Annotated in this window: 15 protein-coding genes; 7 read left to right on the forward strand and 8 right to left on the reverse strand. The window is 47.9% G+C overall.

Annotated features, from left to right (window positions below; all coding sequences use genetic code 11):
• Positions 1-2 precede the first annotated feature (2 nt).
• Both thiL and GWC95_RS00380 read right to left on the reverse strand, forming a co-directional pair.
• Positions 3-1034 carry a thiamine-phosphate kinase gene (thiL, locus tag GWC95_RS00375; protein ID WP_202630178.1) on the reverse strand — a complete coding sequence of 344 codons (1032 nt, stop codon included), beginning with the start codon at positions 1032-1034 and terminating at the stop codon, positions 3-5.
• Positions 1035-1109: 75 nt separating this feature from the next.
• Entirely contained in the window at positions 1110-1889 is a 780-nt protein-coding gene (locus tag GWC95_RS00380; protein ID WP_237722012.1) for an inositol monophosphatase family protein, read from the reverse strand.
• 161 nt (positions 1890-2050) lie between these two features.
• On the opposite strand from GWC95_RS00380, the gene GWC95_RS00385 reads away from it, so the two are divergent.
• The 7 genes from GWC95_RS00385 to mtgA all read left to right on the forward strand — a co-directional run bounded on the left by GWC95_RS00385 (position 2051) and on the right by mtgA (position 9269).
• A complete protein-coding gene (locus GWC95_RS00385; RefSeq protein ID WP_161816688.1) occupies positions 2051-3970 on the forward strand; it encodes a glycosyltransferase family 2 protein in 1920 nt (639 codons plus the stop codon).
• Between the two features lie 108 nt (positions 3971-4078).
• The gene (locus GWC95_RS00390; protein WP_161816689.1) at positions 4079-5608 is read left to right on the forward strand and encodes a GH3 family domain-containing protein; all 1530 of its coding nucleotides are present in this window, start codon (positions 4079-4081) and stop codon (positions 5606-5608) included.
• 19 nt (positions 5609-5627) lie between these two features.
• Complete coding sequence (locus GWC95_RS00395) at positions 5628-6254, forward strand: peptidylprolyl isomerase (RefSeq protein ID WP_161816690.1); 627 nt, start codon at positions 5628-5630, stop codon at positions 6252-6254.
• Positions 6255-6387: 133 nt separating this feature from the next.
• Positions 6388-7044: a LysE family translocator gene (locus GWC95_RS00400; protein ID WP_161816691.1), complete on the forward strand. Its 657-nt coding sequence runs from the start codon at positions 6388-6390 to the stop codon at positions 7042-7044.
• 26 nt (positions 7045-7070) lie between these two features.
• A complete protein-coding gene (locus tag GWC95_RS00405; RefSeq protein WP_161816692.1) occupies positions 7071-7844 on the forward strand; it encodes an FkbM family methyltransferase in 774 nt (257 codons plus the stop codon).
• 53 nt (positions 7845-7897) lie between these two features.
• Positions 7898-8443, forward strand: coding sequence for a hypothetical protein (locus GWC95_RS00410; RefSeq protein WP_161816693.1), 546 nt, complete (start codon positions 7898-7900; stop codon positions 8441-8443).
• A 76-nt stretch (positions 8444-8519) separates the two neighbouring features.
• Positions 8520-9269 carry a monofunctional biosynthetic peptidoglycan transglycosylase gene (mtgA, locus tag GWC95_RS00415; protein WP_161816694.1) on the forward strand — a complete coding sequence of 250 codons (750 nt, stop codon included), beginning with the start codon at positions 8520-8522 and terminating at the stop codon, positions 9267-9269.
• Positions 9270-9271: 2 nt separating this feature from the next.
• Here the strand turns inward: mtgA and GWC95_RS00420 are convergent, their stop codons facing one another.
• The 6 genes from GWC95_RS00420 to GWC95_RS00445 all read right to left on the reverse strand — a co-directional run bounded on the left by GWC95_RS00420 (position 9272) and on the right by GWC95_RS00445 (position 14366).
• Positions 9272-9862 (reverse strand): AAA family ATPase, encoded by a 591-nt coding sequence (locus tag GWC95_RS00420; RefSeq protein ID WP_161816695.1) that lies wholly within the window; start codon positions 9860-9862, stop codon positions 9272-9274.
• Positions 9855-10502, reverse strand: a complete 648-nt coding sequence (pnuC, locus tag GWC95_RS00425; protein WP_161816696.1) for a nicotinamide riboside transporter PnuC — start codon at positions 10500-10502, stop codon at positions 9855-9857. The genes GWC95_RS00420 and pnuC overlap by 8 nt, the downstream gene beginning before the upstream one ends.
• 18 nt (positions 10503-10520) lie before the next feature.
• Positions 10521-11621 carry a DUF2891 domain-containing protein gene (locus GWC95_RS00430; RefSeq protein ID WP_161816697.1) on the reverse strand — a complete coding sequence of 367 codons (1101 nt, stop codon included), beginning with the start codon at positions 11619-11621 and terminating at the stop codon, positions 10521-10523.
• Positions 11622-11782: 161 nt separating this feature from the next.
• Positions 11783-13294, reverse strand: coding sequence for a hypothetical protein (locus tag GWC95_RS00435; protein WP_161816698.1), 1512 nt, complete (start codon positions 13292-13294; stop codon positions 11783-11785).
• Between the two features lie 70 nt (positions 13295-13364).
• Positions 13365-13964, reverse strand: coding sequence for a NifU family protein (locus GWC95_RS00440; RefSeq protein WP_161816699.1), 600 nt, complete (start codon positions 13962-13964; stop codon positions 13365-13367).
• Between the two features lie 123 nt (positions 13965-14087).
• Positions 14088-14366, reverse strand: a complete 279-nt coding sequence (locus GWC95_RS00445) for a hypothetical protein (protein WP_161816700.1) — start codon at positions 14364-14366, stop codon at positions 14088-14090.
• Positions 14367-14400: the final 34 nt, after the last annotated feature.

Raw genomic sequence — 14400 nt, forward strand, 5'->3', positions numbered from 1 at the left:
AATTATTTCTGAAAGGCGTTCCAGCCCTGCGCTGTAATGTCAAAACGATTGCCGCCTTTGGTGAGCAGCTTGCAGCCATCGGTTATGTCTGTCATGTAACCGATCACACTGATCTCTTCATTGAGGGTGATCTTGTCGTGGTCCTCCTGTTTTAAAGTAAAGATCAATTCATAATCCTCTCCACCATTGAGCGCGCAAACGGTGGGGTCGAGGCCGAATTTGTAGGCGGCCTTGCGGCTCGCTTCAGACACGGGTATTTTTTCTTCGTAGATCACACAACCCAGGTTGCTTTGCCTGCATAAATGCAAGACTTCGCTGCTGATGCCATCGCTCACATCCATCATTGCCGAAGGGAGGATATCGTTCTTTTCAAAGAACTCGATCATGTCTTTTCTTGCTTCGGGTTTCAACAAACGGCCAACGATGTAGTCTTCGTTCTCGAGATCCGGCTGTAGTTGCGGGTTTTCGAGGTAGATCTTTTTTTCTCTTTCCATCAGGGTGAGCCCCAGGAAGGCGCCGCCCAGGTCGCCGGTAACACAGATCAGGTCGCCTTTTGCGGCGGTGCTGCGTTTTACGATCTTGTCTGCATTGGCTTCGCCGATCGCGGTGACGGAAATGATAAAGCCTTTGTTGGACGATGAAGTATCGCCCCCTACCAGGTCAACACCATGTTTTTCGCAGGCGATGAAAACGCCCTCGTAAAATTCATCCAGCGCCTCCAGGCTGAAACGGTTGCTGATCGCTATGCTCATCGTGATCTGCGTGGGCGTGGCATTCATTGCATAAACATCGCTCAGGTTCACCATCACGGCTTTGTACCCGAGGTGTTTGAGCGGTGTGTACATGAGATCGAAATGGATACCTTCTATGAGCAGGTCGGTTGTAACAACTGTTTGTTTCCCGAAATGATCAAGCACCGCCGCATCATCACCAACACCCATTACTGTTGATGCGTTGTGTGTTTCGAAGTTTTTGGTAAGGTGTTCGATCAGCCCAAACTCGCCCAATTCTGCTATTTCAGTTCTTTGTTCCATTATATACAGTTTTCGGAATACAACTACGGGTTACGAAGTACGATTTATTTTTTTGACCGGGGCCGCTTTTCCTGCTCACAGCTCCCCGCCATTGACCACCTTAACCAGCTCATCGTGGATCTTTCCATTGGTTGCGATGATGTGTGGCTGGTACGGCGAATAATGATCGCCTTTGAAATCCGTTACTTTTCCACCCGCTTCTTCTACAATAAGGAAGCCTGCCGCACTGTCCCATGCCTGCAGTTTGTGCTCGTAAAAACCATCGAACCTGCCTGCGGCAACCCAGCAGAGGTCTATCGCCGCGCTGCCGAGCCTTCTCACCGGAACGCCTTTGCGGATGAGCTTCTCGAATACCTGCAGGGGCCCGTTTGGCGCGTCGAGGTAAGTGTAGGGAAAACCGGTAACCAGGCAGCTTTTGATCAGTTCTGTTTCATCGCTCACCTGTATCTTTTTATCGTTCAGTGTTGCGCCAAAGCCTTTCTGGGCAAAGAACAATTCATTCAGGAACGGGTTGTACACCGCGCCCAGGATCATCTGCCCATCGTGTTCCAAGCCAATGCTTACACAACAGATGGGAATGCCGTTTGCAAAATTCACGGTTCCGTCTATCGGGTCGATGATCCATTTGTACGAAGAATCCATCACGATCTCACCCGTTTCCTCGCTCAATATATAATGATCGGGATGCTCGCGTTGTATCACTTCAAAAATCGCTTTTTCTGCGGCGTGGTCGGCTTCTGTAACGAGATTGTTGATGCCTTCCTTGTTCGAGATCTTGAATTCACCATTGAAAAACCGGCTCAGTTCGGCCGCGCCGGCTTCCGAGGCTTTGAGTAGCGTTTGTTTTAACATCATGCTGCAAAAGTAGGAAATTAGCGGCTAGCTATTGGACATCGGCTGCAGGAGAAGACGGCTGACCTGGATTGTTGAAGCTGCGCATGTATCAAATTGCTGTTTCCATCCTCCTTGTTTCCTGTTCCTTATCCTTGTATCTTGAATTCCCGAACCGTGTTTCCGTGCAGCTATCCATCGTCATAATAAATTACAACGTACGCTACTTTCTTGAGCAGTGCCTTTCTGTTCTGGAGCGGGCCATGGCGGGTATTGAGGCGGAAGTGATCGTGGTCGACAATGGCTCTTCCGATGGCAGTGTGGCCTATCTCGCGCCACTGTTCCCGTTTGTACGTTTCATCGAAAGCGCGGAAAACCTCGGTTTTGCCCGCGCCAACAACCTCGCGCTGGCGCAGTGCAGTGGCGAACTCGTGTTGTTTCTCAATCCCGATACACTGATCGCAGAAGATACGCTGCAGAAATGCATCGGTCATTTTTCAGAAAACCCCTCCACCGGCGCACTCGGTGTGCGTATGATCGATGGCAAAGGAAAATTTCTGCCCGAAAGCAAGCGTTCGTTTCCCTCGCCATGGGTTTCGTTTGCCAAGCTGAGCGGGCTCAGTGCTGTTTTCCCGCGGTCCGGCACCTTCAACAGGTATGCATTGGGTTATCTTGATGAACACACCGATCACCCTGTTGATGTGCTTGCAGGTGCATGTATGTTCGTACGCAAAACGCTGCTGACACAGCTGAACGGTTTTGACGAAAGCTATTTTTTATACGGCGAAGATGTTGACCTTAGTTACCGTGTTAAAAAAGCGGGATACAACAATATATATTTTTCACGCACCTCCATCATTCATTTCAAAGGCGAGAGTTCACGCACGCAAAGCCTGTTGCGTGTAAAACATTTTTACCATGCCATGCTCGTTTTTGTAAAGAAACATTACAACGCAGGAGCGGCTAAAATATTTTCTGTTTTCCTTTCCATGGCCATTGCATTACGCGGACTGATTGCGGCGGTTGTAAAATTAGTGAAGCCGGTGCTGCTTCCGCTGGTTGATGGTGCGCTTGTTTTTATATCACTGCAATCCATGCGTTTTTCCTGGATCAGCAAGATCCGTAACGGAGAAGACTTCAATGTTCCTTTTGTAGTTTGGGCGATGCCATTGTTCTCCGTTCTTTTCGTAATGATGGCAGCATTGGCGGGCGTATACGAAAGAAGATACAAAACTTCCAGGATGCTTGCCGGCACTGCGTTTGCCACCATCTGTATGCTCGCCGTTTATTCCCTGCTTCCTGAAAACATCCGCTTTTCCCGCGGTGTGATCCTGGGCGGCGGATGTATGGCTGCCTTGCTGCTGCTTTTGTTCAGGCAGGTATTGATCGCATCAAATAGTTCTTTACTCATTGCGGAAAAAGAAGCCGGCGGACAAACCGTTGTTGTTTCATCGGAAGAAGAATACATTGAAATAAAACGTTTGCTGTTATCCACTTTGCATGCAGAACCGCTGGGAAGGATCTCTATCGGCAAGAACGATACAGGCGCACTGTGCAACATTGATGAACTTTCTTCCCTTGAAAAAAGTTTCGCGATAAGCCGTATCATTTTTTGCATCGGCGAAAACAGCATGCGCAGCATCATCGCAGTTTCGGAAAGCGTATCGAAACAAAACAAACGTTTCCTGTTTCATACGGCCGGAACCAACAGCATGATCGGAAGCCAAACACTCGCGCCCGGCAAAGAAATGATCGTTCCCGAGATCGATTTCCGCATCGCCCATCCATATCAAAAAAGAATGAAGCGACTGCTCGATGTAATATTGGCCTCGCTTTTCCTGCTTGTTTTCCCGCTTCATTTTATTGTTCACCCGCATCCCGTCCTTTTCCTCAAACATAGCTTAAGTGTTCTGCAGGGATCAAAAACATGGGTGGGCTACGGCCATCCTTCGGGGAGTCTCCCGCATTTGAAACCGGGCATCCTTTCCCCGGGTGAAAAAACATCGAATGCCCTGCTTTCTCAAAAAGCCGATCAGCTCTACGCAAAGAACTACGATTGGTGGCAGGATTTTTTAGTTGTATTGCGCGGCTACAAACGCCTGTAGTTGCCCCCGGTTCGGCGTGTTTGCACACATCTGTGTCAATCTGTGAAATCTGTGGCAAAAAGCTGATCATTCACTACTTTTGTCCATTCTAAAAACGAGCTTCTAACGATGGCCATACTTGATATCAAGCTCCCGAATACCATTTTAAAGGCCCTGCGGTTGCCACAGAACAATCCCCGCAGGCAGCAGCTGAAGGTGCTCAGGAAATTACTGCGCAAAGCTCGTTTTACAGAATTCGGGCAGCAATACCGGTTCGATGATATACTTGCCAGCAAACATCCCGGTAAAAAGTTCCAGGAGCTGGTGCCCACGTTCAATTACAACAAGATCTACAACGAATGGTGGCACAAGACCCTCGAGGGCAAGCCCGATATATGCTGGCCCGGCAAGATCCGTTACTATGCCCTTAGCAGCGGCACCAGCGAATCGGCCAGCAAATACATTCCCATCACAAACGACCTGCTGCGCGGCAACAAGATCGTAATGATCAAACAACTGCTGAGCCTGCGCACTTACGAAGGCATTCCCTATTCCTCTATCAGCAAGGGCTGGCTCACATTGGCGGGAAGTACGGAGTTGCAGAAAGCGGATCATTACTTTGCCGGCGACCTCAGCGGCATCACCGTTAAAAAAGCGCCCTTCTGGTTTCAACCGTTTTATAAGCCCGGAAAAAAAATCGCAAAACAGAAAGACTGGAACAAAAAATTACAGGAGATCGTAGAGAAAGCGCCGGAGTGGGACATAGGCTTCATCGTTGGCGTTCCCGCCTGGGTGCAGATGTGTATGGAGATGGTGATCGAGCGCTACAAGCTCAACAACATCCACGAAATGTGGCCCAACCTCGATTTTTTTGTGCACGGCGGCGTAAGCTTTGAGCCCTATAAGAAGGGGTTTGAAAAATTACTCGGCAAACCCATCACCTACATCGAAACCTACCTGGCCAGCGAAGGGTTTATTGCTTACCAGGAACGCCAGCACGCCAGCGGTATGCGGCTTGTAACCGGCGAACACATCTTCCTGGAATTTGTTCCCTTCGACGAAAAGAATTTTGATGCAGACGGCGAAATGATCCCCAACCCGGAAGCATTGATGATCCACGAAGTGGAAGAAGGAAAAGATTATGCGCTGCTCATCAGCACCGCTGCCGGAACATGGCGCTACCTGATTGGCGATACGGTACGGTTTGTTGACAAAGAAAGAAGCGAGATCATCATCACCGGGCGCACCAAACATTTTCTAAGCCTGGTGGGCGAACACCTGAGCGTAGACAATATGAACAAAGCCATCCAGCTTGCCAGCGAAGCGCTCAACATCAGCATACCTGAGTTTACAGTGGCGGGCGTGCCGCATGGAAACTTTTTTGCGCACCATTGGTACGTGGCCTGTAACGCAAAAGTGGATAAGGATAAACTCGTATCCCTCATCGATAACAAACTCAAAGAACTCAACGACGATTACGCGGTGGAAAGAAGAAGCGCCCTGAAAGACGTAATGCTTACCGTACTTACCGAACAACAGTTTCTTGATTTTATGAAAGCCAAAGGAAAAGTGGGCGGCCAGCATAAATTTCCAAGGGTTTTGAAAGGAAGTTTGCTGGAAGACTGGCAGAAATTTCTCGACGGGAAAAACATCTCTTAAATGCGATCAACAGAAGAGAATGAAAAAAGGGTTGTTACTCGTTTCCATATTTGTTTTTTATACTGCAACCGCACAGGTTCCCTCACCCGCTGTTTTACAGCAAAAAGCACCCGAAACGTTCCGCGCAGTTTTCAAGACAACCAAAGGCGAATTTGTTATTGAAGCGAACCGGAAATGGTCGCCGCTCGGCGTAGACCGCCTGTACCAACTGATCAGCTCCGGCTTTTACAACAACAACCTGCTTTTTCGCGTGGAGCCGGGTTTTGTAACGCAGTTTGGTATTGCTCCCGACCGCGCCACCAACCGTTTCTGGGATCCCAAAAAAATAAAAGATGAACCACGGCTTCATAAAAACACAAAGGGTACGCTTGCTTTTGCAAGGGGCGGGAAGAACGACCGTTGTACGCAGCTCTTCATCAACAACACCGATAACCCAAAGCTCGACACCGAAACGCGTCTTGGCGTAACAGGATATACACCCGTGGCCCGCATCATCAAAGGCATCGGCGTGCTTTCAAAATTCAATGCGCGTTACGGGAAAAAACCGGCACTGGTCCAGGACTCCCTTTACAAATACGGAAATTTTTATTTCGAAGAAAGGTTTGCGGGTCTGGACAAAGTGATCAGTGCCAAAATTATAAATTAGGAAAGACAGGAACAGAAAACGACGTTGTTTACTTAAACAAAACCCGGTCGCCCTGCCGTTTTGTTTTCTTGTAACTTGTACCTTTTGCTGTAACTTGTGTCTTGTCCTTTATAACACACAATAAGAACATAACATGCTGGCACCGTTGATCAAAGGATTGGTTTTGGGAGTGTTTCTTGCTATTTCCGTAGGACCTGTAATTTTTGCTATTCTCAAACAGAGCATCAACAACGGGCACAAGGCCGGGTACGTTTTTGTGGCAGGTATTTCGGTGAGTGATATCTGCATCGTTCTTGTATGCAATCTGTTCACTTCGCTTTTCAATTTAGCGCTTAGTCACAAAACAGCGATAGCCATTGCGGGCAGTGTTTTTTTGGTGAGCCTGGGCATCTATACCCTGTTCTTCAAAAAAGTAAAAACAGACGAGGACAATAAGATCGTGAACAAGACATTCCGCAAGCGCGACCTGGCAGCGATATTTGCATCGGGCTTTTTGATCAATGTTTTGAACCCCGGTGTGTTTCTTTTCTGGTTTGCCTGGACAACCGCGATCATTGTAGATTCGCAAACCACGCCGCATCCCGCAGAGTACCGGTCTATTGTTTTCATTACCTGCCTTTTGTTTGTGTTGTTTACCGACATTGCAAAAGTGGCGCTGGCCTCGCGCCTGCGTTCGAAGCTTACGCCTGAGATACTCCGTATCATCAACAAGATTTCCGGGTTGATCTTGATCGGTTTTGGCATCGCACTCTGCTGGGGTGTTCTTGCCTATGGGGATAAGATCGCATAATGATTTCTTAATGTTATTGTCGTTACATGGCAATTTTTAATAAAAATCACCTTCGTATATCTGTAAGCAACATGGCGCGCAGCATGGTGTACCGTGGCTATCTATTCTATCAAAAATGGGTCTCTCCAAAATTGCCGGTGTACGATATGCAGGTAGCCGCCCTCATCGGGCAATTGCCACAAAACGCGGTGTGTATAGATGTTGGTGTAAATGAGGCGCAGCTTTTTTCGCGGATGGTTAAGCGATGCACAGCCGGTATGGTATACGGGTTTGAACCCATCCCCGAATTATTCAGTTACCTGCAAAAAAAATTTCCGGGCAGATCAGTGAAACTGTTTAACTGCGCATTGTCAGATACAAACGGGGAAGCTTCCTTCTATTCGTTCAAAAGAACAGGCGTAAGCGGGCTGTCAAAAAGAAGGGGTTTTTTAGGTGATATCGAGGGCAAAACCATCCGTACAAAAATTGCGTCGCTCGATGCACTTTTATCGTTGCCCCGAATCGACCTCATCAAGATCGATGTGGAAGGTGCTGAATTAAAGATGTTGACAGGCGCCAGGGAACACATAGCCAGGTGCAGGCCTGTGGTGGTTTTCGAGTGCCAGCATTCAGGGCTGGATTTTTTTGACACGACCCCGGCCGCATTGTTCGATTTTTTTTACGAATTGGGATATGGCATATCGCTCACCAGTTATTTTCTCAGGCAACAACCGCCACTCAACAGGCAAACCCTGCTGAACCTTACAGAACATCGCTACGAATACCAGTTTGTTGCATGGCCGCTGTTGAAGGGCGAATGATGAACTCCCCGCCCTTAACGTTTTCTTTGCAACATGCATTTTATCTTAGGCGCGTGAAACAACTGCTACCCGCAATCTTATTGCTCCTGTCCGTATCCTGTTTTTCGCAGAGTGATCTGCTGGTGTTAAAGCAGAAGAACCAGATCATACAGACATGGGTGCCGGGGAGCGTTTTTCATTTTCAGTTCAGCAGCAAACAATGGATACAGGGCATCATCAAACAGATCAAAAATGATTCTGTGCTGGTAGACCAGATCTCGGTGATACAGGTACCCAATGCTTTCGGTTTTCCAAGGATAGATACTGCCCACATGGGCCTCCTGCAATTTCACGTAAGCGAAATTTACGGCATGCCCAAACGAGACTATGCCGGTATATTTACGAACGGCGCGCTTTTTCAACTCGGCAGCGCAGCCTACATTTTATTAAACCTTGCAAACACCGCCATTCACAAAGAACAATTGTTCAGTGCGGTGAACGCTACACGGCTCGGTGTGGCCGGTGGTATTTTTGTGATCGGCAGCCTTTTGAGCGCCACCCATAAAACATACATCAGGCTGGGAAAGAAATACACGGTAACGACAATACATACCAGGTAACGGTCGGTTTTTCTATCGCATCTACTGGCGCCTGCTACCGTAACTTCCTGTCCTATCTTTTATTATCTTGTAACTGATGAAGGCCAAAACAAAACGCATCCTTAAGAAAACATGGTGGTGGACGAAAAAGATCCTGCTATGGGGTTTTATTTCTTCGCTGTTGTATCTCATCATCTGCCGTTGGGTAATGCCGCCGATAACGGTTACACAGGTGGCCAACAGTTTTGGATATGGTTTGAAGAGGGATTATGTGCCGTGGGATGAGATCTCGTACAATGTAAAACTTGCGGCCATCGCAAGCGAGGACCAGTTGTTTCCTGATCACAATGGGTTTGACTGGGATGCGATCGATAAAAGTTTCAAACCGAAAAAAAACAAGAAATCAAAGATCCCGCCGGGCGGCGGTGCAAGCACCATCTCCCAGCAATGTGCCAAAAATGTTTTTTTATGGCAGGGCGATGGATGGCTCAGCAAACGCATACGCAAAGCCGGCGAATTTTATTTTACACAGATGATCGAATGGGTGTGGGGGAAGAAAAGGATCCTGGAAGTTTACCTGAACGTGATTGAAATGGGCCCTGGTATTTTCGGAGTAGAAGCGGCGGCCCAAACCTATTTCAACAAGAGCGCAAAGAATTTATCGCGCCAGGAAGCGGCGATGATCATTGCCTGTTTGCCTAACCCGAAAAGATTTACCGTAAAGCCGGTCAGCCCGCGCGTAGGGAGCCGCTATCCGTGGATCATGCGGCAGATGACGAACATTGAAGACGATGAAGATGTACAGGCCATCATAAAGAATAAGGTCAATACAGCAAAGAAGAAATAAAATTACTGAACAAATTCCTCCACCGCATCTATTGCCGTGATCAACCGTTCGTCGTAATCACCGCTGATCTCAACCCAGGGAACGTTTTGGTTAATAAGCAGGTCTTTGTAGATATGAAAAAGCTCCCTGCGGTTTTTTTCATCCGGGTACTCACGCAGTTCGTCTTTTACCCAGGGAAGATCGGTATTGCACAAAAGATAAAGATCGTATTGGCGGCTCACGATCTGGTCGAGCACAAACTGGTGGCACTTCTCAAACACATATTCGCACCACACTTTCATCACATACATATCGGTATCGATAAACAAAAACGGGGAATGGTGTTTGGTGATGAGTGAATGAGGGTTAACCCAGGTGCGGTCGTCTACAAGCGACCACTGGCTTTTTACCAGCGTGGTGTATTCATCTTCCAAAGCGAGCTGTCCTTTGGCAATGGTAAGCAGGTCGTCGAACGTATAATCTTTTCCATTGGTAAGCAGGTATTCTCTTGCAAATTCAGGACACCACTGCATTCCGTAATGCTGGGCCAGTTGCTCGCAAAGCGTGCTTTTGCCAGTGGATTCGGGGCCTATGACGACGATCTTTTTAATCACGCCCTAAAAATACTGAATGTTTGCTTGCCCGCCGATTCCATTCGGCCAAACCCGCAACGGCAAGGATAAACAATACCACGAACTGCACACTCGTAAAAACATATCCTTTTATAAAATACAAAGGAATGGATGCGAGGTTTGTTGCGAGCCACCAGATCCAGCTTTCTACTTTCTTTTTTGCCATCAGCCACATGCCCGTGTAGGCCGTTGCCGATGCAAAGGCATCTGCCCATGGAATGGCTTCCGGCGCAAATGCCTGTTTGGCCCAACTGAGCGCGGCAAAAATGACAACGTAGAACAGCGCAAAAAAACCAAGCTGCTGCACCCACTCCTTTCCATTGCTCCGGGTGATGTGAAGCACGATCTCGTGGTTTACCTTATCGCGCTTTGCCCACAGTATCCATCCATACACACTCATGATGGTGTAATAGAGGTTCACACTTGCTTCGCCAAGTAAATGCCCTTTTATGTTTAGGTAGATGTATAATATTGTGTTGATCAGTCCTACCGGGTACACCAGTATGTTTTCTTTCCGGCTGAACCACACGCTCGCAATACCGGCAAACACGGCTATGTATTCAACAGCCGTGGTGCTTTGCATGCCCTGGATAAACTGGTTGTATACTTCTGAAATTGCCATGGGGTCTGATTGGATAATTTATTCGTTTACCAGCGCATACACCGCAAAACTTGCCAGCCAATGCTCACCGCCATAACTTCCGCTTGCGATATGCGGCAGGCTTGCATTAAGGTGTTGTATGGCCGAGCGGAGCAACAGTTGTTTTCTTTTATCTGTGGCGGGTAATTGTTTGGCAATGCCCTTCATGCACCAGCTCCTGCTGAAACACAACCCATCCAGGTGAACGATCTGGAGATCGTTCCTGTCTGATACGATGGGCAGTTCGGTCAGGTGCTGCAGGGAGGGCAGGGGAATCCATGCATTGAACCATTTTAAGAATTCTTCCTTACCCAGCACATTGCGCATAAGGTCCGCTTCTTCAAGCGAGGGTGAAAGAAAATCCGTTCCATCGGGTTCCCAAACAGAGGGTGCGTTCTTGTCTTTGAGGTACAATCTTTTTGCGGCGTTTACAATTGCCGTCTCGAATATTTTATTGCCGGCCGTTCTTGCATAATCCAATGCGAACACCAGGCCGAACGCGGTATTTGGATGAACGCCGGTTCTGTTAGGGTAGGTTTGTTTGGGAAGGTAATTCATCCACAGCTGTACAATGGTATCGCACAAAGGCTGCATTGCCGTGCGCCATTTTACGGCATCGGCATCGTTCCAGGTAAGCAGCTCCTGCTGCAGTTTCAATGCCCATGCCCAGCCATAGGTACGCTCGTAACTTTTTGAAAGTACTGCGCTGAAATATTTTACCTCTTCTTTTATGTTTTCCGTGTTGATGTTTTTCGAGATCGATGCACGCACCTGTGCCGCTTCAGGAAGGTTGCTGAACTGCTTGAGCAGGCGCACCAGCATCCAATGCCCGTGAACACTGCTGTGCCAATCGTAACAACCGTAAAAAGAAGGATGCTGCTGGCTCGGCGTGCGCAGGTGATCCGCATTGCCGGTAGAGGTATGGCCCGTCTTGTTCGGATACTCCTGCTGCAAACATTTCAACGGCAACGATGCAAGATGCGATGCGCCCTCAACCGTTAACGTAAAAACGGTGCTGTCTTTGGTTACGGTAAAAAGCGGTTTCGTTTGAGCAGATGCAATTGATGTTGCGAATACGAACAGGAAAAGTAAACGGTACATGTAAAAAGGTTTGAAGCAAGTTACACAATTGATTTCAGGGAATGGGGGTGGAGATGTTGTAGTGCTCTTTTTGCCACAGATTTCACGGAAGGACACAGTTGGTTGCAGTGGGTATTGATCTCTAAACAACAACTGTGTCCTTCCGTGAAATCTGTGGCAACTTATTTTGTGCCCCCGAAAACGTAAATACCACCATTCTCCACCTCAACCACAGAGAGCAGTTGCCGGTGTTGCTTAATAAAATCGAGGCTTACAAGGTCGGGGTTGTCTCCGTCTACAAACCAGATCACCGTAAAGGAAGGATGCCGGAAAAGCGCATCTATCTCCGCCTGGATCTCTTTGTGCGGAAGCGGCATTGCATGAATGCCGGCCATAAAGTAGGCCGCATCATTGGCATTGGCATAAAGAGGCTGCACAAGATTCGCCTTATTGGCGCGAACCATTGCCACTGCAGGGGATTCGCGCCAGGAACCTTCCGCATACCCAGGCATGCCCGAGTCTTTGATGCCCTCCCACGCCGCCGCATTTGTTTTGTAATGATGCGAATGGAATGAATATAAGATCAAGAGGCAAACGCCGGCGGTTAAGATTCGTTTTGTACGTACCGACCGCTTCATAAAGCCGATGATCCACCCGGTAGCGGTAAGGAGCATCGGGATATACAGCGGCGACAACAACCGCCCACTCAGGTCTTCAAACCTCGATATGCTCGCAATAGCGATGATGAAAACGGCATACACCACAAAATAACAGGCAACGATGTTTTCGGTAAAAGCAAAATACTGTTGCTGCAACAGCCGGTACACAAGAAACGCCACGCCCATCAATAAAAGGAAAATAAAAATGCAGGTGGAGAGGGATGCGTGGCCGTTCAGAAACGGCAGCCATTCAGACAAAACGTTTCCTGCCTGTTCAAGGTTATCGCCTACGGTCCGCAAGGCTTTCTCGCGAACACCGGTAGAATGCCCGGCGGCTTGTTTGTTGCGCAGCAGGTTGATCACCACCAGCGAAACACCGGTGAGGGTGAAAAGGAGCAGATGTTTTATCTTTTTTGCTGTTGGGAGTTCGCCGTTGAAAACCAGGATATAAAAACCGGTGGCCAATAAAGTAATGCCCGCATACCGGGTAACAAACCCAAGCGCGGCAACAATCGCCACGGCGAACAATGCGCCGGTGCGGTAGCTACGGCAATAGTTTTTCAGCAATACAATGAACAGCAGGGAGAGAAAAAGAAAAAATGTTTCCGACCAAAGCATCGCATAAATCTCCAGCAGGCAGGGGCTGCAGGCGACCAGCGAGAGGAACGCTGTTTTATAAAGCTTTGCGGTTGGTTTATAACTTTCAATGATCAGGCTGGTAAGGATGATGACGCCGCTGATCAAAATGCAATTCACCAGCGGCGCAATCTGCAGTACAGCGCTTCCGCTGATCAATGAAGCAAGTGCGAGAAAACAGGGATAACCCAACGGGAAATCCACCAGCGGCTTGCCGTTGAAATCAGTAAAAGAAAAATGATCGCGGATATTGGTAGCGGCGCTCATGTAATTCACGGAATCCGGTGAAATGCCAATGCCGCTGACCCTCGTAAAAAGGCAAATAAATGTGCAGGCCGCAATGGAAGCAAGCAAGGCATCCCAATGTTTGCTGAGAAAGAGGGAAAGGTTCTTTTTCATCGGTGATGCGAAGATGCAAAAAAAATGTCCCGCATCTGCAGGACATTTCCAAAATCAAATCGAATAATTATCATTCTGCTTCCGCAACAACTTCTTTCACTTCGGGGATCATGCGTTTCATCATTCCTTCAATACCAGCCTTCAGCGTGATCATTGACGATGGGCAACCGCTGCAGCTTCCCTGCAACATAAGGTTTACGGTGCCTTCGTTGTAGCTTTTGAATTGTATGGCGCCACCATCCATTTCCACTGCGGGTTTTACGTAGTTCTCGAGCAATTCTTTTACGCGTTTAACGATGTCGTCGTCGTCTGCGCTTACTGTATTGGTAGCTTCCTGTTTTACTTTGGCAACCTCGTCTTCATTCACCACAACACCACCGTTCTCGAGGTAGTCTTTGAGAAATTCCTTGATGGTAGGGATCACATCCTGCCAGTCTTCCGTATCAGCGGTTTTTGTAAGCGTAACAAAATTGCTCGCGATAAACACACTTTTGATAAAAGGGAAACTGAACAGTTCTTTCGCCAGTGGTGAGGGGGAGGCCAATGTTTCGTCTGCAAAATCAATGCTCTTGCCCGGGTACAGCAATTTGTTGGCAACAAATTTCATTGTTTCCGGGTTGGGCGTCATTTCGGTATAAATGCTGATCACTGGATTTCCTGTTTTGATCATAGGGCTTGTTTTAAATGCCGGACGTATCGTCCTTCACTACAAAAATAAACAAAAGCCAGGCAGTAAGGTTCATTAATAGCCTTTCAAATAACAGGGAGTTCCTTTTTTTCGGATATCGAAAAATCACCAGCAGGCAAACCGGATGGTCTTTTCTTCAATAGAGGGCCGCGCGGCTTGAACGTTATAAGCGGTAACCGGCTGATTCTTAACCGCATTCGACGCGCATTTTGCCGGATTGTGCATGTTTTGGATGGACTTGAATAAACTGATGGATTGGTGGGGGGCAGCCAATACAACCGTTGCCAGGCACAGCAAACTGATCATTGTATTTTGAAAAACTGCTTTCATTAGTTTTGATTTACGTTGCAAAAATATCCTATTTATGCGGGTTTCAAACCACATAAATGGGTGAGTTTGCGGGTTTTTGCAGGATTTT

Origin of the sequence: Sediminibacterium roseum (assembly GCF_009939005.1) — a bacterium.
GTDB lineage: Bacteria > Bacteroidota > Bacteroidia > Chitinophagales > Chitinophagaceae > Sediminibacterium > Sediminibacterium roseum.